The sequence below is a fragment of the Neisseria sp. 74A18 genome (assembly GCF_001308005.1).
In the GTDB taxonomy this organism is placed as follows: domain Bacteria; phylum Pseudomonadota; class Gammaproteobacteria; order Burkholderiales; family Neisseriaceae; genus Neisseria; species Neisseria dumasiana.
In genome coordinates, this window is record NZ_LGZA01000005.1 from 41,154 (window position 1) to 61,692 (window position 20,539).

Sequence of the window (20,539 nt, forward strand, 5' to 3'; positions counted from 1 at the left end):
GGTTTCTGCGAAGCCCAAACTGCTTTTTCAGACGGCCTTCTATAACCATAAATAACCACAAAGGAGAAAAAGATGGAAAACATAGTCAATACGCTGGTGGACTATATTTGGGGTAACGGCCTCGTTTATCTGGCTTTGGCCGTCGGCCTCTATTTCACCGTGATTACCAAAGGCGTGCAGTTCCGCTATCTGCCCGAAATGATCCGCCTGTTGAGGGAAAAGCAGGAATCCGGCGCGGGTATTTCGTCGTTTCAGGCATTCTGTATGTCGCTGTCGGGGCGTATCGGTGTCGGCAACATCGCCGGCGTGGCCACCGCCATTGCCGCGGGCGGGCCGGGGGCGGTGTTTTGGATGATTGTGATGGCGTTGTTGGGCGGTGCCAGCGCGTTTGTGGAATCGACTTTGGCGCAGGTGTATAAAACCAAAGTCGGCACCGAATACCGCGGCGGCTCGCCTTACTACATCGAACGCGGCCTGAAGCTGAAAGCCTTTGCCGTGCTGGTGGCCGTGGTGATTTTCCTGAGCTACGGCGTGTTGGTACCGGGCATTCAGGCCAATACCATCGCCACGTCGTTTGAGAACGCCTTCGGCCTGTCCGTATGGATTACCGGCACTGCGGTTTCTGCGATGCTGGCGTTTCTGATTTTCGGCGGCACCAAACGCATCGCCCGCGCCGCCGACCGCATCATCCCGCTGATGGCCTTGGGCTATGTCGGCCTGATGCTGATTGTGTTGGTTAGCCACGCTGCGAAAATTCCCGAAACCGTGAGCCTGATTGTCGGTAGCGCGTTCGGCACCGATGCGGTATTCGGCGGCATTGTCGGCACCGCCATTTCGTGGGGCGTGCGCCGCGCCGTGTTCTCCAACGTAGCCGGTGCGGGCGAGGCAACGTTCAGCTCGGCCGCAGCCGAAGTGAGCCATCCCGTGAAACAAGGTTTGGTACAAGGCTTTTCGGTGTATATCGACACCGTGCTGGTGTGTACCTCAACCGCCATCATGATTCTGATTACCGGCATGTATAACGTGCAGCCGCCCGGCATGGAAACGCCGCTGGTGGAAAACATCCCCGGCGTGGTTGCAGGCTCGGCCTACACGCAGGCGGCCTTGGGCACGGTGTTCGGCGATTTCGGTGGCGCATTCGTGGCGGTGGGCATTTTCTTCTTTGCTTTCACCTGCCTGCTGGCTTACTACTACATCGCCGAAACCGCGCTGCTTTATCTCGACCAAAAGCTGAAATACCCCATTCTCAGCATGATTTTGCGGGTGGTGTTTTTAGTGGTGGTATTCGCCGGCAGCGTGCAGTCCGCCAGCCTGATGTGGGGCTTGGGCGACATCGGCTTCGGCAGCATGTGTTACCTCAACCTGATTGCCATCGTATTCCTGAGCAAACCCGCCCTGCGCGCGCTGCGTGATTACGACCGCCAGAAAAAAGCGGGCTTAGACCCGGTATTTGACCCGCGCGAAGCCGGGATTGAGAATGCTGAGTTTTGGGTGGAGTACGCACAACAGCACGGTAAGCGATAACGCGCAAGCCTGCATAAATGTTTATTAAGCGTGTTAAGGCCGTCTGAAAACATGGTTTTCAGACGGCCTCTTTGCATTGACATGCCTAAGAATAGTTGATTAAAAAACTAAGCATGAATACACGGCAGATTCATCAGAACGTGTAATTCAAACCCACGCGGTACTCGCGGCCTGCACCGGGCAAGTCGCTGCGTTGGGCATGCGGAATATAGTTTTTGTTGAAGACATTGTTCACGGCAAAGTTGACGTTCATCTTGTCGTTTTTGAGCGGTTTCCAGTTGGCGGAAAGATCGGTTACGCCGTAAGCTTTTTTACCTTTGTCGGCCGCAGTTACTTGGCGGTTGATCAAAATGAAGTTGTCTTCTTTCTTCACACCTTCAACTTGGCGGTGTTGGATGCCGATTTCCAAGTCGGGGTTGTCGAAGCGGTAGGCCAGCGAACCGGTCCAAGTACGGCCTATACGCATGGCGTATTCGGGTTGTGCGCTCAAACGCTCGCCGTAAAATTTCGGCTTGCTGTAAGCCACGCCCACGCGTGCTTTCCAGCCGCCTTTGCGGAACGATGCGCCCAATTCATAGCCGGAGTTTTTCACTTTGCCGGCATTGATGATTTCGGAGTAACACTCGTTTTTGTTTTGCGGTGTCGGTGCACCGCACAAGTGGTTGTTGCGGCCGGTGGACGTACCCAATGCTTTGCTGATGTTTTGCCAGAAATAGCTGCCGTCCGCGCCGAATGTGCCGTTGTCGTAGTTGAAACCGATTTCGGTATTTCTGGCTCTTTCCGCTTTGGTACCGGAAGCAATCGAAACCACGCCGCGCTTGCCGTGCGCCATCAGGCCGTCTTGCATACGCGGGCTGCGGGTGGCGTAGTTGTGGCTTGCGCTGAGGCTCAAATCGGGGATAACCTGCCAAATCACACCCAAGCTCGGGCTGACGGAGCCGCTACTCACTTTTTTACCGTCCATCGCTTTGAAATTGAAGTGGTCGTAGCGCAGGCCGGTGGTCAGCGTAACATCTTTAGCCACGTCGGTAATCATTTCGGTATAAACGCCCACATCCTGTTTCTTCTGCCTTGTTACACCCGCTCGGAAAATCCGGTCGGGTTTCACTTGCTGGGTGCGGTAGTTGACACCGTATTTCAGTACGATGCGGTCGTTAAGGTGCGAATCGAAGTTGACATTACCGCCGATGCTTTCGATTTTGGTTGTGGTGGGAACGGGATTACTATCAACCGGGAGGTTGCTGTTGCCGCCTGCGTAACCGTTTCGGCTGTCGTTAGCCGACCAACGGCTTTTTTCCAAACGGTAGATGTTGGCGGCGGCCGATTGGGCGAAACCCAGATTTTTGCCTGTCCACTCAAGGTTGGTTTGGTTGATGCTCATTTTGCGCTTGGCGGGTGCTTGGCTGGCAATGCTGCCATTCTCCCTTTTGTAATCTTCCCACATGGAGAATTCTTCACGCACCGTGCGATCGCCCTTATGCTCGTTGTTGAGATGGCTCAATACAAAACGGTGGTCTTCGCCCGCATCAACGCCGATTTTGGCCAAATAGCCGGTTTTGTCCAATGCGCTGTACAACACGCGGTTGCTGCCGTCCAAGCCGTTACGGTAGCCCGAGCCGCCTTTGTAGTTGCTTTCTTTAACGCGGTTGCCGGAAAGCACAAAGTCAACCGAACCGGGTTTGCCGAATACGGTCAGGCCGTAGTTGTGGCCGTCATTGGTGTTGTAGCCGCTGTTTACTTTGAAACCAAAATCAGAACGGGTGCTGTTTTTCAACAAATCTTGGGCGTCTAGGGTTTTTGCAATTACCGCACCGTTGGTTTGGCCGATACCGGCCGAAGCACTGCCCGCACCTTTTTGTACTGACACGATTTTTACCAAAGCAGGATCAAGTATGTGCCGGCCTTGGTGGTAGTGGATTTGGCTGTCGGAATAAGCATTGTCGACTTTTACATCCACCGAGTTTTGACCCATATTGCGGATATACAGATATTGCGAAGTACCGTTGCCGCCGCCGATGCCGATGGCAGGCTCGTCTTTAAACAGGCCGCGCAAATCTGTTTCGGTGCTTTCGTCTTTCGAGCGGGTGGTTACCACATTGGTTTTCACTTTCGCGCCTTGACGGTCGCCGGTTACGGTAACGGTATCCAAATTTACATTGGAAGAAATGTCTTGGGTTTGGGCGGTATCTGCCAATGACGGGATAGACCATAATGCGCCTAATACTGCCGCGGTTAAAGGAAGGTGCTTGAATTTCATTTTTGTCTCCGTCTCTGTTCGAGGTTGGTGGATTGATATAAATGTGTTGGTTGGTGAGAGACATAACCGCGCAGAATAAAAAATATCAAATGGACTGCCGTATGAAAGATATGGCGCGTAAATACTCTTTTTCTTGTATGAATAGAATTTTAATAAAATTAGTAATGATTATCAATAAATTAAATAAAATTGAGAATTTGAGATAATAAAGCAATACATTTTTGCTACAGTCCGGCTGTATTTTGGGTTCTATATAATCAATCTACTTAATTTTGATAACAAAACCGTCATATTCGGGTTGAACCGAGTATGACGGATGTACTATTTTTAAGTTGATTGACTATCTATAAAGTGGATGTTGTGGGAAGGCCGTCTGAAAACATGGTTTTCAGACGGCCTTCTTTTGATACATGATGCGGCGGTTCAATACGGCGGGTTTACACTTTCTTGTAGTTGTAAGAAGTGTAATAGCCGTAGCCGTTGGGCGAGTCGCTCTTCATGCCGTTGAGGATTATGCCGTGTACTTCGACGTTGCTTTGCTGCAAGCGGTTGACGCTGAGGTCGAGTTCGTGGGCAGAGGTTTTGTCGTATCGCGTAACCATCAGGGTAATGCCTGCCTGCTGGCCGACAATGTTGGCATCGGTAACCGACAACACCGGCGGGGTGTCGATAATCACATAGTCGTAACGCTGGCGGGCGCGGCTGAGCAGGGTATTCAGACGGCCGTCAAGCAGGAGTTCGGACGGGTTTTCGGGCAGGGTGCCGTGGCTGATAAAGCTCAAGTTCGGCACGGAAGTCTCTTGCACGGCTTGGCCGGGTGAGAGTTTGCCTTCGAGAATGTCCGATAGGCCGTTTTCAGGGTCGGCATCGAAATATTCGTCGAGGTAGCCTTTGCGCATATCGCCGTCGATCAGCAGGATTTTTTTACCCGATTGCGCCATGATGGCGGCGAGGTTGGCGGCGATGAACGATTTGCCTGAGCCGGGAGCGGGGCTGGTCAGCATCAGCAGATTGTTTTTGGCGTCGTTCATCGAGAAATAAATATTGGTACGCAAGGCACGCAAGGCTTCGATGGCGGCGTCGGTCGGTGCTTCGGTGCTGAGCAGATAGCCGAGGCGTTTGGCGGAAGACAACCCTTTTTTGATTTTGCTGCCCAATGTGTCGCGCTTCTGCTGTGCTCTGGAGAAGGGGATGATGGCGGCAACATCCAAGCCGAGCGTTTCGATGTCTTCGGGCTTATTGAGGCCATGACGCATCACGGAACGCAGCAGATACCAAGCAGCGGTCAATACGCCGGCGCTGATGGCGGAAAGCAGGGTAATCACGGCTTTACGCGGGGCAACGGGTTTCTCGGGTTTGTCGGCGTAATCGACAATCCACACGTTACCTTGCGCACTGGCTTTCATGATGTTCAGCTCTTGCTGCTTGGTCAGCAGTTGCGTGTAGGTGTTTTGGTTGGTTTCTACGTCGCGGGTGAGGCGGATCACTTCCTGCTGGGTGTTGGGCAGGTCGGCAATTTGCTGGTTGATTTTTCTTTTGGCTTTTTCCAACACGGCCAGTTTGTCGAGCACGGCTTTATAGTTGGGGTGTTCGGGGGTGTAGAGTTCCGCTAAGCCGGCTTCTTCGGTGCGCAGGTTGGTAATCTGGGTTTCGATGTTGATCAGGCTTTCCAAGGCGCCTTTGGATTCGACGGGAATGTCGAGCGAGCCGCTTTTTTTACGGTATTCGTTTAATTTGTTTTCCGCTTCCTGCAAAGTGGCTTGCAGGCGCGGCAACTCTTCGGAGATAAAGGCCAAACCGCTGGCGGCCACCTGAACGTCGCGGTTGATGTTTTGGCTGACGTAGTTGTCGGCAATGCTGTTCAGAATGGTGGTGATTTTTTCCGGTTCGGTGCCTTTGTATGCCAAGTTGATGATGGGGCTGGTTTTGCCTTTGCTGGATACGGTCAGGTTTTCTTTAATCTGTTCGATGGCGTTGAGGCGCGAGTGTTTGGTCAGAATGAAACGCTGACCGGGTTCGGACAAAATCTGATTGATTTGCAAAACGGTTTGCCCGTTGATTTTAAGCGGTTGTCCGACTTTGCCTTCCATGATGCGGCCGTTGGGCAGCTCTACGGAATAGAGTTTTTTGCTCTTGGCGGTGATGATAAACGGTTTGTTGCGCCATTCTTCATCTACGGTGAAGGTATGGATTTTCAGCTCGGGTTCGATGTCGCTTCTGAGGTTGTGCACCAGCCGCCCGAATACGGGCAGGTATTTGGGTTCGACGGTTTGGTCGAGCTGAAGGTCGTCGACGGTTTTGCCGAGCACCAGCCGCGATTGCAGTAATTCCAATTCGGCTTCGGATGTGGGTGAATCCGACGAAGTCAGCATGTTGTTGATTTCGGTAAGAATCTGGTTTTGCTTGGTTTCTACTTCCAGCATGGCGTCGGCACGGTACACGGGCGTAACCGACAGGCTGTAAACGGCACCCAAAAGGCCGCCGGCAACCACTGCGATGGCAATCGGGTATTTGTAGTTGAGCAAGTTGCGCAGCTGCAGGCCTACGTCGATTTCACCGCTGCTGTTTTTTTGTTGGAGGTTGGGCGGGTATGGTGTTGGCATTGTCGGGTTTTCCTTCTCATTTTTTACCGGGGAGGGTTTACGGTCTGACGGTCAGTTTGTATGCCCATTGTTCGGCGGCTTCTTCCAGTTTCCGGTAAACCGTTTCAAAAAACGCCTCGGTTTGCATATAGGGGTCGGGTATGCTTTTTTGCGGCAGCCATTGGGCGAACAGCATGGTTTTGCTTCGGGCGGAAGGCAGTACGTCGGCAACCATGTCGATGTGCTGCGGTTCCATCACCAATATCAAATCGGCTTCCCCGCACATGGCGGGGGTAAGCTGGCGGGCGGTGTGTCCGGCAATGATGAGGCCGTGCCGCAGCGCCGTGCGTATGGCTTGCAGATCGGCGTCTTTGCCTGCCAGAGCCTTCAAACCTGCGGAGGATATCTGCAGGTGGGGCATTTTTTTCTGCAACAGCCGCTCCGCCGTGGGCGAGCGGCAGATGTTGCCGATACAGACGATTAAAATCTTGTTAAACATCTCGCGTCGCTTCTGGGGCTTTGCGGCCGGCATCAGTTGAAGGAGCTGTTCAGGGAGGTAATGTTGGAAACGGAGTTGGTTACTTGGGAAACTACGCGGTTCCAACGCGATACCGGTGCGGCAGTTACATAAACAACGTCATCGGCACGCAGTTTGAAGCGGTTGGCCAATGCGTAGGCCGATGCGTCTTTCAGGTTGAGTTGGTAAACGTGTATCGGTTTGGCTCGATCTTCGGGCACGTTGCGGATCACGAATACGCCGGATGCGTTGGCCGTTACTTGGTTGATGCCGCCCGCGTCGCCCAGTGCCTGCGTGAGGGTCAGGCCGTAGCTGCCCATGCGCAGGGAGGTTTGTTTGCCGACTTCGCCCATCACATGCACTCTGCTGTTGTCGGTGGTGGGCACATACACGATGTCGCCGCCGCTTAACAGCAGGTTTTGCGACAAGTCGCCGTGTTGGCGGATGTCTTGCAGCGAGATGGTGCGTTCTATGCCGTCTTTCGTCCATCTGATGTTGTTGGTGTCGGCGTTTTCTGCCGCGCCGCCGGCTTGGTCGATTACGTCAAGCAGCGTCAGCGGTACGTTGGTAATCGGAAATTGGCCGGGTTTGCCGACTGCGCCGGATACGGAAACGCGCTGCGAGCGGAATTCGGTTACGGTTAGGGATACCTGCGGGTTTTTGATGTAGCGTTTCAGACGGCCGGTAAGGATGTTTTGCAGTTCGGGCAGGGTTTTGCCGCGGGCGTAGATTCTGCCGGCCAGCGGGTAGGAAAGATAACCGGCTTCGTCAACCCATACGCCGTTGCTCACTTGTTTGCTTTCGGTTTGCGTGCCGGAAGGCGTGGGGGTGTTCAGGTCGGGGTGGTGCCAAACCATCACGTTCAGCACGTCGCCGCTGCCCACGCGGTAGCGGTAGCCGGATTTTTGGCGTTCGAGCGCGGGGTTGCTCAGTGCGCCGCGGCGGCGTTCCTGCATGCGGTCGATCAGACCCGGCGTAATCGGATAGATATTGATGCGGCTGTCTAATACGGTATCTTGTTTGCTTTCGTTGTGGTCGTACACCACCGTTTTGTTGCGCGTGGGCAGGCCGGAGCCGGGTACGACGGTGCAGCCGGCGGTTAAGGCCAGCAGCGAGAAGCTGATTACAGTGAGTGTTGTCTTCACGGTTTGTCCTTTTCGGGTGTGGCGGAAGGCCGTCTGAACGGTATGGGGTTTCAGACAGCCTGCCGGTTTTGCAGCCAAACCAAATCGCAGATGTCGTCTTTGGGCGCAAAACCGGTTGGTGCTTCCAATAAGAGTTGTCTGAGGGCCATTTGGTTCATTTCGCGGCATGCCGTATCCATACGGGTGAGAATGTCGGACAGGGCATCCCACGGCAGCATGACTTCGTTGGCGGTCATGATGCGGGGGTGGCCGGTTTGTTGAACCTCTTCGCCGATTAACAGCTCTTCGTATAATTTTTCGCCCGGGCGCAGGCCGGTTACTTTGATTTCGATGTCGCCGTCGGGGTGGTTTTCGTCTTTCACTTCCAAGCCGCTCAGGCGGATCATCTGCTTGGCCAAATCGATAATCCGCACCGATTCGCCCATGTCGAGCACGAACACGTCGCCGCCTTTGCCCATTGCTCCGGCCTGAATCACCAGCTGGGCGGCTTCGGGAATGGTCATGAAGTAGCGGGTGATGTCTTGATGGGTGAGGGTAATCGGGCCGCCTGCGGCAATCTGTTTTTCAAAAACGGGCACCACGGAGCCCGACGAGCCGAGCACGTTGCCGAAGCGCACCATGCAGAAACGGGTTTTTTGGCCGGCTTCGGCAGCCAGAGCCTGAAGGCACAGTTCGGCCATGCGTTTGCTCGCTCCCATGGTGTTGGTGGGGCGCACGGCCTTATCGGTGGAAATCAATACAAACGTTTCTACGCCGGCATCTACGGCGGCTTGCGCGCAGAAAAGCGTGCCGTACACATTGTTGCGCACGCCTTCGATGGTGTTGAATTCCACCATCGGCACATGCTTGTAAGCGGCGGCGTGATACACGGTTTGCACGCCGTAGGCTTCCATGATGCTGAACAGGCGTTTGCGGTGTTGAACCGAACCCAAAAGCGGTACGACTTCGATATCCATGCCGGAGGCCGTCTGAAATTCGCGCAGCTCTTTATCGATGCTGTACAGCGAAAATTCCGACAGTTCAAACAAAAGCAGTTTGGCCGGACGGTAGCGGATAATCTGGCGGCACAGTTCGGAACCGATGGAGCCGCCCGCGCCGGTGACCAAAACGACTTTGCCGGAAATGTCGGCACTCATCAATTCGGGGCGGGGGGCAACGGGATCGCGGCCGAGCAGGTCGATAACGGATACTTTTTTCAGCGAGCTGACGCTGATTTTGCCGTCTACCAAGTCTTTCATGCCCGGAATCGACAACACTTCGCATTGCAGGCATTTGAGGCGTTCGATGATGAGTTTGCGTTGTTCTTGGGAAGCACTCGGTATCGCCAACAGGATTTTTTCGACGCCGTAGCGTTTGATGAGGTCTTCGAGTTCAGACGGCCTGTAAACGGGCAGGTCGTAAATGGTGGTGTGTTGGATGGCGGAATTGTCGTCAACAAAAGCCACGGCGTTGTATTCGTTAACCTGTTTGATGGCTTCGAGAAGCTGCCTGCCCGACTGGCCTGCGCCGTAGATAATCACCGGTGCCATTTGCTTGCGGTGGCGGCGGTCGGAAAGAATCGATTTTAAAATAATGCGCGAGCTGGTTACCAACACCACCAGCATCAAAAAATAAACCACCGGCAGCGCAAGCCGCAGGCGTTGCTCGAAAATCAATACGCTGAACAGAAAAAACACCGCCGAGAGCATGCAGCCGAATACCGCCGTGCTGAGAATGCGGGTGCTCACATAACGCGTAACGGCGCGGTATAAACCCAGTTTGACGAACAATACGATGGTCAGCACCGCCGTGGCGGCAAACGCCAGCCAGTTGGCGGCATTTGCCCATTCGCCGTCGTAGCTCGCTTTCAGGCTTTGGGCAAACCAAAATGACACGAATATCACCAACATATCGTGAATGATGAAACAGGCTTTTTTAACGTTGCGGGGCAACGATAGTAAGGCTTCCAAATTCATATCTGTTTTCCGGTGTTGTTATTTATTGTTGTTGTGTGTTCGTGTGCGGCAGATTCAGACGGCCTCGGGCCGGGTAAACGGCCGTCTGAAAAAGTATTTATTTTTTGTTTTTCTTTGTTTGCTTTATCGTGTGCGCCATGCGCCGGCCGTATTGTTCAGGCCGTCTGAAAAGGCAGGCTTTACGCCGTGGCCTCTTTCAGCACTTCTTCGATATGGCGGCAGCAGAAATCCATTTCTTCGGGCGTGATGGTCGGGTGCACCAAAAACATCAGGCTGGTGTCGCCCAATTCCACCGCGTTTTTCAAACGCTCTTTCGGCCGCCACGGCGTGTTGTCGAAAGCTTTTTCCAAATACACCTCCGAGCAGCTGCCCTGGTAGCACGGCACTTTGCGCGCGCCTAATTCTTCGACGATGCGGTCGCGGCTCCAGCCTGCTTTCAGGTTTTCGGGTTTCACGAATGCATAGAATTTGTATTGCGCGTGTTCGATGTAGTCGGGAACGTTCACCAAACGGATGCTGCCGAAGTTTTTTAAGACGGCCTCCAGTCGGGCGGCGTTGGCTTGGCGTTTGGCCGTCCATTCCGGCATACGTTTGAGTTGGATGCGTCCGATAACAGCCTGCATTTCCATCATGCGCCAGTTGGTGCCGAAACTTTCGTGCAGCCACCGGAAGCCGGGCGGGTGTTGGCGGTTGTACACGGCATCGTAGCTTTTGCCGTGGTCTTTATACGACCACATTTTCGACCACAGCTCTTTATCGTTGGTGGTAACCATGCCGCCTTCGCCGCCGGTAGTCATGATTTTGTCTTGGCAGAACGACCATGCGCCGATATGACCGATGGAGCCGACCGGTTTGCCTTTGTATTTCGCACCGTGCGCTTGGGCGCAGTCTTCGATCACCCACAGATTGTGCTTGTCGGCCAAGTCCATAATAGCGTCCATTTCAGCGGGCATACCGGCCAAATGCACTACGATAATCGCTTTGGTATTCGGAGTTAAGGCCGTCTGAATGGTTTCGGCGGAAATGTTTTGGCTGTTTAAATCCATGTCGGCAAACACGGGGTTGGCACCGGCGGTCACGATGGAGGAGGCGGAAGCCAAAAACGTGCGCGAGGTCACAATCACATCGTCGCCCGCGCCGATACCCATGGCTTTCAAGGCAACGTCTAAAGCGAGCGTGCCGTTACCGAGCGCAACAGCGTATTGTGTGCCGGCAAAGGCGGCAAATTCTTTTTCAAACTCACGGCATTCCGTGCCCGTCCAATAATTGACTTTGTTGGACAGCAACACACGGGATACGGCATCGGCTTCTTCTTGGGTAAAAGAAGGCCACGGGGCAATAGAAGTATTAAGCATCGGCTTGTCCTGCAAAAAGGCTGGTGGAATCTTTGGGGGCGACGGCTTCTAAAATCCGGCGGTTGACCAGAGTGAATTTTTTGCCGTCGATTTCAATATACGCACCGTCGTAAGGGGGGAACCAAAACGCGCGTATTTTTCGGTCAACGTCGTCGCCGGGGCGGATTTCTTTCATGGCTTCCATCTCGGCACGGCTGGTGTATTCGCCGCCGATATTGGGGTAGGCTGGCAGTTTGGTTTCGCTGGTTGCGGCCTGCATGATCAGGCGTTGTGCAAAACCTTCCAGCACCTCCATCGAGCGGCGTTCGAGCGATTGGGCGGTTTCGGTGTCGGGATCCATCGGAAAGCGCACCACTTCGATCAAATCGCCGGTGTCGATGGAATCGTCAATATAGTGGGCGGAGATGCCCCATTCGGAAAGCTTGTCCATAATCGCCAGATTGTAGCCGCCGGTGCCTTTGTATTCGGGCAGCAGCGCGGGGTGGAAATTGATGGTGCCGCGAGAGGGCGTGCTGAGAAATTCGTCGCGCAGTTTGCGCCAGTAGAGCACCGAAATACCCAAATCGTAGTTCAAACGACCTTCTTTCATGGCTTGCAAGGCAGTATCGAAAGTGTAGAGCGGCAGCCCCAAGCGTTTGGCGGCGGCCGTGGTGGGCGAACCTTGCAGATGGCTGTCGGTCAGCACGCCTACGATCTCGATGTTGTTTTGCGCGGATAGGAATTCCAATAATCCGGCCGATACTTTTTTCCGACCCATAAAGAGAATTTTGGTCATTTTTTATCCTTGATTTTAAATAAACGTGTGTCTGCGATCCCGCCTTGTTAAAGGCTTGTTATCGTGCGAACAGTGCGGGGAGTTCTTTTATCCCGGCCAGCCATATGTGCGGTTGGTGGCTGTTGTCGAAACGGTTTGCCTGATGTTGGTGGATACTGTGTTTTTGGGGCAAGATACCGATCGTTTGCCAGCCCAAACGGTTGGGCGTGATGAAATCTTTGGCAATATTGTCTCCCACATAAATGTAGTGCCGGCCGGAATACTGTTGCTGCACATGTTTGAAACGTTTGTCGTCGGGCTTTTTCGAATCGCAGGGTTCCGATATCAAAATTTCGTCGAAGCATTCCAACAGGCCGAGTGCATACAGCTTCAAACGCTGTGTCAGGCTGCGGCCGTCTGAAATCAATATGCAGGCGGCAAATGGTTTCAGCATATCTTTAAATTCTTCAGACGGCATAAATGCCGTTAAGTTCGGTGTGTGTGTCCGATACAGCCACAATAAAGATTGTTTTTCCGATTCGTTAAAACCGCACAGGCGGCACAGCTTGTCGAGCCAGCCGTTGCCGTAGGTGTCCAGCTGCGCCATCAGGTTGTCGGCGCGGTGCTCGGGGTAGAGTAGGGAAATGTGCTTGCACACGGTTCGGATGCCGGAAATTTTGTATTCGTATTCCGGATACAGCGTATCGTCTAAATCCAAGACCAAAATACTTTCCGATGGTCTGATGTTGTTCATTTACTTCATACTTTCTGATGATGTGTGTGTTACTCCGGCACCAATATTTTTGCGTCGTAGCGCAACATGATTAAATTGTTTTGCCATTGGTCGAAAAACGGAATGTTGCCGCCGTAAAGGTATTCGCTGATCAGCCAGCCGGGGTAGTTGCCGCCCGCCGCATAGGTAAGCGGGAAGCCGCCGCCGAAGCGCGGGTTGATTTCGATGCCGTAAACGGTGTTGTCTTTGCAGAAAAACTGGGCGGTGATGCAGCCGCGCGCGCCTTCCAATACCGGCATTTTTTCGGTCATGAGCGAATACAGGTGGTTGCGGCGGGTGGCGCCTTTGCTCACTTCGCCCGTGCGTACTTCCAAGCGTTCGCGCGGCACGGCGCATTTCAGACGGCCCGAACGGTCGTAATACAGATCAACGGTAAATTCGGTAAATTCGTTGGTAATGTCGATGTAGCGGCAGAAAATGATTTTGGGGTCGGTTAAGAGGTCGTAAGACAAATCTTCTGCCGAGTGGATGTATTTCGCGCCGATGCTGCGGCTGCCGTCGTAAGGTTTGGCAAAACAGGGAAAGGTCAGGTTTTCGCGGTCGTAAATTTCGGGGGTGTCGATGCCGTGGCGGTTAAAGAGGCCGGCGGTAAAGCGTTTGTCGCGGCAGATGGTGATCAGTTCGGGATCGGAAACAATGATATGGATACCGGCCGCTTCAAAGCGGTTGCGAGCATCGGCCAGTTTTTGCAGTTCGGTATCGATGGTGGGGATAATCAACCCTACGTTTTGGGCGCGGGCGATATCGAAAATACTGTCGATATAGCGTTCGTCCGAAATCGGCGGCACGCTGAACGTGTCGTCCGACACATGGCAGGCCGCCGACATGGCGGGGTTCAGATCGGTGGTCAAAACCTTGATGCCGTCTGAAAAGCGTGCTGCTTCGGTTTTGAAATCCTGCACCAGTTCGACGCGCCGCCCGGCCGATAAAATAAGAATGTTTTTATTGGTTTTCATGGTCTTGTTTCCCTGAGGGATGGTTTCCGGTAAAAGTCGGCATGGTAACATCATCACCGGCATTAATGCCTTCTCTCACAAATACTTTCTTTACGGTCAGCAGTAAAATTTTGATATCGAGCCAAAAGCTTTGGTTATCGACGTACCAAACATCATAAGCAAATTTTTCGTCCCAAGAAATCGCGTTGCGCCCGTTTACCTGCGCCCAGCCGGTAATGCCCGGTTTCATTTCGTGGCGGCGGTATTGGAAATCGTTGTACAGCGGCAGGTATTTCATCAACAGCGGACGGGGGCCTACCAAGCTCATGTCTCCTTTTAAGACATTCCAAAGCTCAGGTAATTCATCCAAACTGGTGGCGCGCAGTTTTTTGCCGAAAGGGGTAAGCCGTTCGCTGTCGGGCAAGGGGTTGCCGTCGGCATCGAAAGCGTCGCGCATGGAGCGGAATTTGACCATCTCGAACGGTTTGCCGTCTTTGCCGGGGCGGGTTTGGGTAAAAAATATCGGCGAGCCGAGATTTTTGCGGATTAAATACGCCAAAACCAGCAACACGGGCGAAAGAATAATCAGGCCGGCTGCCGAGGCAACGATATCGAACAGGCGTTTGATCAGTTTATTCATGTTATTCATGGCCGAGACGCTCAATCAGGTTGACGATTTTGCGGTAGGCGATATCGCGCTTGAAGCGGCGCACGATTTCTTCGCTGTTTACCGGATCTTCTTTGTGCTTGAGAATGTGTTTGGCGGCGGAAATAAAGCTGTTCACATCGCCCGAACGGTAGTTGGCATGAGGCAGCAGGGTGAGGATTTCGTCGATTTCGCTGCTCACTTGGCTGTTGAGTATCGGTTTTTCCAATGCCATATAGTCGGAGAGTTTGTTGGTTACCGACTGCATGGCGTAGGAATGAATGGGGTTGACGGCAATGTCGCAGCCTTTGGCCACCGACATCATCTCGGCATAGGGGATATAACCGTAAAACTTAATCGAATCGGATTCGTATTGTTTGAGTTTGTCTAAATCGGGGCCGCCGCCCATGATGTGCAACTCAACCTGTTCGCCCGCTTCGGCCAGGCGCTGTATGCCTTTGCAGACGGTTTCCATGTCGTAGCTGTAACTGAGCGTGCCCAAATAGAAGAAACGGGTTTTGCCGCCCTCGAAATGTTTGGGCTGTGCACTGCCGAGCTTGTCGTAATCTGCGCCGATATATACCACTTCGCCCGGCACGTTGGGGTTGGCTTCTTTGGCGCGGTCGAGATAGCTTTGAGATACGGCCACCAAACCGTCGGCACACGCATAGGCGGCGTTGGCGCGTGAGGCAAAAGGCAGCAGGTTGTGCGGAATTTTTTTCAGCGTGGGAATCACGGCGGAGAAGGCTTCCGGCCAAACGTCCTGCACGTCGATAATCAGTTTGTAGCCCAAGCGCGCTTTGTGTTTGCCCAGCAGAATGTTGGTGGCAATCAGCGGATAGGCGGAATACACCACGTCCCACTCGCCGGGGCGGCAGTGTTCCAGCCATTGCTCGAAATCTTTAACCAAAACGTGATGGCTTTGCACGCGCGCAATGGAAACGTTTTTGGTGTAACCGCTCTCTTTGAGCAGTTTGACTTTCAGACGGCCTTGAGACGATTCTTCAGCCATTTCAGGCCGTCTGAAAGATTTGTTCATGTGTTTGAAGTTACTGGTCAGTAGCAAAACATCGTGTGATTGCGACAGCAATACGGCCAAATACCAGAAGCGGTTGAAGTTAGGCTCCCCGGGCAGCGAACAGTAAGGTGCGACAATGGCGATTTTCATGACGGTTTCCTGTGTTTACAGATGGTAGGCGGCAACGGTGGTACGGTAGATTTCTTCGTCTGAGCACAGCGTGGTCACTCTGTCGTGAAGAGCTTTGCCCATGGTTTTGCGTAAGGCGGCGTCGTTGACCAGCGTTTCAACGGCGGCAATAAAGCGGGCTTGGTCTTCCAGCGGAACGCAGTAGCCGGTTTCGCCGTCCACCACCATTTCCGAAATGCCCGCCCCGTCGTAGGTAACGACCGGTGTTTCGTATAAGCCCGCTTCCAAAATGTTGTTGCCCACACCTGCGCCGTGGTCGCCGATCAGCACGGGCGTGTTGAGCAGGATGTCCACTTCTTGAAAATAGGCCGGTAAATCGCGCACGCCGCCGAGAAAATCCACTTTGTCGGCAATGCCCAATGCCTGAGCCTGTGCTTTGAGGTTGTCGGTTTCTTCGCCGATGCCCGCAACCGACAGGCGCACCGGCAGGCCGCGGTCGAGCAGGGCTTTGGTGATGTCGAGCACCAAATGCACGGCCCGCGTTTTGCTCAGGCGCGATAAGGTGCCGAGCACCACTTCGTCTTTCGGTTTTTTTTCAAACCGACCGCTGCGGGCGGGCAGGGCGTTGTAGGTGTAGGCAATGCGTTGTGGCGGAAAGCCGTGTCGGATCAGTTTGTCGCGTTCGTGTCGGCAGTTGCCGATGATGTACACGCCGAGTTTGTCGAACAATTTGGCGATTTTGGGATAAGTTTCGGGGTCCAGCCCCCGTGCGTGATAAAAAACTTTGGTTTTCGGCGAAGCGATTTTGGCGGCCACGGCGCAGGCGGGAACAATACGCGCCATTTGGCAATGGACGATGTCGGGCTGCTCTTTCTTCAACATAGACACATAAGCCGCCATGCCTTTCAAGTAGCCGGTTTTGCCGCTGTAAAAATCAATGTCGTACCATTTCATGCCCGCAGCTTCGGCATCCTTTACCAGCGGGCCGTCTGAAGAGGCCAGAACAACGGTGTGGCCGTGATCCAGCAGCAGTTTGCCCAAACGGTAAGCGGCATGTTCCGTGCCGCCCAGCCCGCTCATTGAGGTAGTAATAATAATCTTCATGGTAACGATGGTATGGTAATAGTCCCTTAATTCAGGGTTTGACTGTTACGGCGGTGTTAAAAATGCAGCGTGCAATGCAAATAAAATTAAAAACCGCCGGCCGTGCGCTTATGCCGGAGTTTGCCGTGAGCCGGTCGGTTTCACATGGCATAGGCCGCCATGGTGGTGCGGTATATTTCGTCGTCGGAGCACAAGCTGTTCACATGCTCGTTCAGAGCACGGCCGATTTGAACCCGAAGTTCTTTGTTTGAAACCAGTTTTTCTACCGAGTCGGCAAAACTTTCTTTATCGTCTAAAGGAATGCAGTAGCCGGTTTTGCCGTGAACGACCATTTCGGAAATCCCGCCCATGTCGTAAGTGATAACCGGCGTGTGGTACAGCCCGGCTTCCAATACGTTGTTGCCTACGCCCGCGCAGCTGTCGCCGGGGCAATAGGGCGTGTTCACGAGAATATCCACTTCTTTGAAATATTCGGTCAGATTGCGCACGCCGCCGAGAAAGGCCACTTTGTCGGCAATGCCCAGCTGTTGCGCTTGGGCTTTGAGTTTTTCCATGTTTTCGCCGATACCGGCAATATTCAGGCGCACGGGCAGGTTGCGGTCGGTAAGCATTTTGAAGATGTCTAGCATGCGGTCGACGGAGCGTACATCGTCCAGCCGCGACAGCGTGCCGAGCATCACATAATCTTTGGCCGTTTTTTCGGGCACTTCATCAACTTTATGCAGGGCGTTGTAGGTATAGGTGATGCGGTGTTCGGGAAAGCCGTGGCGGATGAGTTTGCCGCGTTCCTGCTTGCAGTTGGCAATGATATACACACCCAGTTTTTTGAAAATTTTGGCCACTTTGGGGTAGGTTTCGCCGGCCAGACCGCGGGCATGCCAAAACACTTTGGTGCGGGGCGATACCAGCTTGGCGGCCATGGCGCAGGCAGGCACGATACGCGCCATCTGGCAATGCACGATGTCGGGTTTTTCCTGCTTCAGCAAGCGCATAAAGGCCGCCATGCCCGACAAATATCCTTTCAAGCCTTGTTTGTAGAAATCAATATCGTGCCACTGCATGCCGGCTTGGCGGCAGTCTTCGACCAAAGGGCCGTCTGAAGAAGCCAAGATCACTTGGTTGTTTCGTTCGCACAGCAGCCTGCCCAAACGGTAGGTGGCGTTTTCGGTGCCGCCCAAGCCGCTCATAGATGTTGCCAGAATGATTTTCATGTTGCCCGCCTTTGATTTGGTTTTATGGTTGGTATGGATTTGCTTTTAGGGTAAGGGTTCAGACGTGAGGCCGTCTGAAAAATGTGTAACGGTTTGGCGCACACCGTATATATCGCAATCAGAAAACAGGGCAGCCAAACGAAAGGAAGCCGCAAAATCGATGAAGGGATAAAGCCGCCGATCAAAAATATCGCCATCGCCGTCAACGCAAAAACGCGCAGCCGGGTAGGGATGCCTTTGGCAAACGCGAACACGGCGGTATAACCTGCCACATAACCGAGAAACCCCAGCAGAGACACGATACCGAAGCCGAGATAAAGCTCGATGATAAAACTGTGCGGGTTTTCAAAGCCCAAGCTGGTGCTGATGTGGCCTCCGAAAAATTCGGCAAAGTTTTTCGGGCCGTAGCCGGTAAAGAGCAGGGGGGTGTGGTTCCAGAAATGGTTGTAGATTTCCTGACGCGACGACACCGAGTTGTCGCTGCCGAAATCGTATAAAAACAGATAAATCCGGCTGGAAAAACGCTCCAAAAATTCGTTGCTGTTCAACGAAAGCAGAAAATCCTGTATCGCATAAGGCGGAATCATGGCAAAGGCCAAATAAACCACCGCAACCGACAGCAGCGTTGCCAAGCCGTTTTTACGGTACATCAAAACCAGCAGCGTCAGCAGCACATAACAGGCGATGGCCGTTCGCGATACGCTGGCGAACACAATCACGCCCAGCAGCAGGTAAAGCGCCCAACCCGTTAACACCTGTTTGCGGTTTTGTGCCTCGAAATTGAAAAACACCAAAACTGCCGGAGCCAGACACACAGCGGTGGTGGCCAAGTTGTTGGGGTTGAAAAACAGCCCTTTAACCGCGCCGGCTTCAATGGCCAGCTCTTCCGCCGCCGTAACAAACTGAATGCCCGCGCCGATTTCGATGAAGGGCGGAATGCAGATAAAGGCCGCAAAAAACAGAATCAAACGCCGCACAAACCGCAAAGGCTGCTCCGAGCGCGAAATAATCAGATAAAGCAGATAAAAAAAGCAGGGAATCGAAATAAAAAACATCAAATCGATAAACTGCGAGCCGCTGATGGAAGAAATGCCCAAGTGCAGCGCGCTCCAAGCCGTCATCACGGTTAAGCAGAGCAGCAGCAGGGCAACGGGGGGCGGAAAGCGTTTGCTCTCGAGCGCACCGATCATCAGCGTGGAGGCGATAAACAGAATGGTCAGAAAGTTGTCGATACGCTGTATGCCGAATTTATAAGATAAGGAAGGGCCGACCATATAAGCCCCCAACATGCCGAAAACCAGCAGGATATACAGGTTGATATTTTTGATTTTCATGCCTGCTCCCCGTTTGCGTGCGCGTGGAGAACGCGGCGGTATTGTTCGGTTATCTGCCCGATGACGCTGTGTTCGCCGAATTCTTCCAAGCAGTTGCGGCGCAGTGCGGCGGCATCGTAGCGGTGGCGGTTTTCATAAAGCGAAATCAAGGCTTCGGTTAGGGCTTGCCGGTTTTCGGTCGGCACCAGCAGGCCGTTTTCGGGCGTGATAATCGAGTTGGGGCCGCCGCAGCGGGTGGCTACCACCGGCAGACCTTGCGAAAGCGCTTCGATAAAGACGATGCCGAAGGTTTCGTGGCGGCTGGCCAGCACAAAAGCATCGCTGCTGCGCATCAGTTCGAGCACGGCTTCGTTTTGCAGCCTGCCCAAAAACGTAACGGCGTGGCCTATGCCCAAGTCTTCGGTGAGTTTGTGCAGTTGTGCGTCGGCTAAACCGCTGCCGCCGATTTTCAGTTTGATACGGGGGTGTTTCTTCAATGCTTCGGCAAATGCGGGCAGCAGGATGTCGTAGCCTTTGTTGTAGTTCAGGTGGGCGACCGAGCAGAAAGTGAAGTCCGGATTTTCGGGTTTGTCGGCCGGATGGAAAGATTCGAAAAACTTGGCAGGCAGGATATTGGGAATGTATTGCCAATCCAAGCCGTGATATTCGTTTTCGAGCAGACGGCAGAAATCGCGGCTGACGGCAATGCGCGAGGCACAGTGCTGCGCCGCCTGCTGCATCGCGCTGCGTTGCCACGGGCGCACGAGTTTGCGGGCATAGGTGGAGCTGTGTTCGGTAATCACATAAGGAATCCCCGTGGCCGTCTGAATCTGACGGGCGAGAATGCCGCCGTAGTTCATGCTGTGGGCGTGCAGGATGTCGGGCAGGCCGTGTTCGCGCACATACCGGCGGAACAAACCCATGCCGGCCTTGAGCCAGCGGTGGCGGTCGATGGGTGTGCGCGGAAAGAAATACATGCTTTCATGCAGGTAGGTGGGAATCCCCCCGTCGAGATGGTAGCGTGGCCCGTAGCCGCCGGTAAAAATGGTTTTGGGTTCGCCGCGCATCGAACGGAACACGGGGGCAATAACGCCCACCTGCACGCCGGCCCGGTGCAAAGCCTGAGCCTGCTGGCGGAAAAAAATGCCGTTGATGTCGTCGGGCGAAGACGGATACCAAGATGGAATAATCAAAACATGCATACTGCGTTGCCTTATTATTTGAAACCTGTGCCGAGCGGCGGGTGTTGCAAGGTTTCTATTTATCTTATTTGACCGTAAGTAAGCGTGGCGGCCGGCAAA

At 53.6% G+C, this 20,539-nt stretch carries 16 protein-coding genes; 1 reads left to right on the plus strand and 15 read right to left on the minus strand.

Annotated features, from left to right (window positions below):
- Positions 1-72: 72 nt before the first annotated feature.
- Entirely contained in the window at positions 73-1,524 is a 1,452-nt protein-coding gene (locus tag AKG43_RS03050) for a sodium:alanine symporter family protein (RefSeq protein WP_054599110.1), read from the plus strand.
- 133 nt (positions 1,525-1,657) lie between these two features.
- Here AKG43_RS03050 and AKG43_RS03055 read toward each other — a convergent pair whose 3' ends face one another.
- The 15 genes from AKG43_RS03055 to AKG43_RS03125 form a co-directional block, all read right to left on the minus strand.
- Positions 1,658-3,781 (minus strand): TonB-dependent receptor domain-containing protein, encoded by a 2,124-nt coding sequence (locus AKG43_RS03055; RefSeq protein ID WP_054599111.1) that lies wholly within the window; start codon positions 3,779-3,781, stop codon positions 1,658-1,660.
- 437 nt (positions 3,782-4,218) lie between these two features.
- Complete coding sequence (locus AKG43_RS03060; protein WP_054599112.1) at positions 4,219-6,384, minus strand: polysaccharide biosynthesis tyrosine autokinase; 2,166 nt, start codon at positions 6,382-6,384, stop codon at positions 4,219-4,221.
- Positions 6,385-6,421: 37 nt separating this feature from the next.
- Positions 6,422-6,862: a hypothetical protein gene (locus AKG43_RS03065; RefSeq protein WP_054599151.1), complete on the minus strand. Its 441-nt coding sequence runs from the start codon at positions 6,860-6,862 to the stop codon at positions 6,422-6,424.
- 32 nt (positions 6,863-6,894) lie between these two features.
- A complete protein-coding gene (locus AKG43_RS03070; RefSeq protein WP_054599113.1) occupies positions 6,895-8,025 on the minus strand; it encodes a polysaccharide export protein in 1,131 nt (376 codons plus the stop codon).
- Positions 8,026-8,075: 50 nt separating this feature from the next.
- A complete protein-coding gene (locus tag AKG43_RS03075; RefSeq protein ID WP_054599114.1) occupies positions 8,076-9,980 on the minus strand; it encodes a nucleoside-diphosphate sugar epimerase/dehydratase in 1,905 nt (634 codons plus the stop codon).
- A gap of 179 nt (positions 9,981-10,159) precedes the next feature.
- Positions 10,160-11,335 carry a DegT/DnrJ/EryC1/StrS aminotransferase family protein gene (locus AKG43_RS03080; protein WP_054599115.1) on the minus strand — a complete coding sequence of 392 codons (1,176 nt, stop codon included), beginning with the start codon at positions 11,333-11,335 and terminating at the stop codon, positions 10,160-10,162.
- On the minus strand, positions 11,328-12,110 hold the full coding sequence (locus AKG43_RS03085; RefSeq protein ID WP_054599116.1) for a methionyl-tRNA formyltransferase: 783 nt from the start codon (positions 12,108-12,110) through the stop codon (positions 11,328-11,330). The genes AKG43_RS03080 and AKG43_RS03085 overlap by 8 nt, the downstream gene beginning before the upstream one ends.
- A 58-nt stretch (positions 12,111-12,168) precedes the next feature.
- A complete protein-coding gene (locus AKG43_RS03090) occupies positions 12,169-12,843 on the minus strand; it encodes an HAD family hydrolase (protein ID WP_054599117.1) in 675 nt (224 codons plus the stop codon).
- A gap of 29 nt (positions 12,844-12,872) precedes the next feature.
- Positions 12,873-13,838 (minus strand): ATP-grasp domain-containing protein, encoded by a 966-nt coding sequence (locus tag AKG43_RS03095; RefSeq protein WP_054599118.1) that lies wholly within the window; start codon positions 13,836-13,838, stop codon positions 12,873-12,875.
- Complete coding sequence (locus AKG43_RS03100) at positions 13,825-14,457, minus strand: sugar transferase (protein ID WP_054599152.1); 633 nt, start codon at positions 14,455-14,457, stop codon at positions 13,825-13,827. The genes AKG43_RS03095 and AKG43_RS03100 overlap by 14 nt, the downstream gene beginning before the upstream one ends.
- Position 14,458: 1 nt before the next feature.
- Positions 14,459-15,631, minus strand: a complete 1,173-nt coding sequence (locus AKG43_RS03105; RefSeq protein WP_054599119.1) for a glycosyltransferase — start codon at positions 15,629-15,631, stop codon at positions 14,459-14,461.
- A 15-nt stretch (positions 15,632-15,646) separates the two neighbouring features.
- The gene (locus AKG43_RS03110) at positions 15,647-16,714 is read right to left on the minus strand and encodes a glycosyltransferase family 4 protein (protein WP_054599120.1); all 1,068 of its coding nucleotides are present in this window, start codon (positions 16,712-16,714) and stop codon (positions 15,647-15,649) included.
- 140 nt (positions 16,715-16,854) lie between these two features.
- Positions 16,855-17,925: a glycosyltransferase family 4 protein gene (locus tag AKG43_RS03115; protein WP_054599121.1), complete on the minus strand. Its 1,071-nt coding sequence runs from the start codon at positions 17,923-17,925 to the stop codon at positions 16,855-16,857.
- Positions 17,922-19,259 carry an O-antigen ligase gene (locus AKG43_RS03120; protein ID WP_082402955.1) on the minus strand — a complete coding sequence of 446 codons (1,338 nt, stop codon included), beginning with the start codon at positions 19,257-19,259 and terminating at the stop codon, positions 17,922-17,924. The genes AKG43_RS03115 and AKG43_RS03120 overlap by 4 nt, the downstream gene beginning before the upstream one ends.
- Positions 19,256-20,440, minus strand: coding sequence for a glycosyltransferase (locus AKG43_RS03125; RefSeq protein ID WP_054599122.1), 1,185 nt, complete (start codon positions 20,438-20,440; stop codon positions 19,256-19,258). Before AKG43_RS03125 ends, AKG43_RS03120 begins: the two co-directional genes overlap by 4 nt.
- Positions 20,441-20,539: the final 99 nt, after the last annotated feature.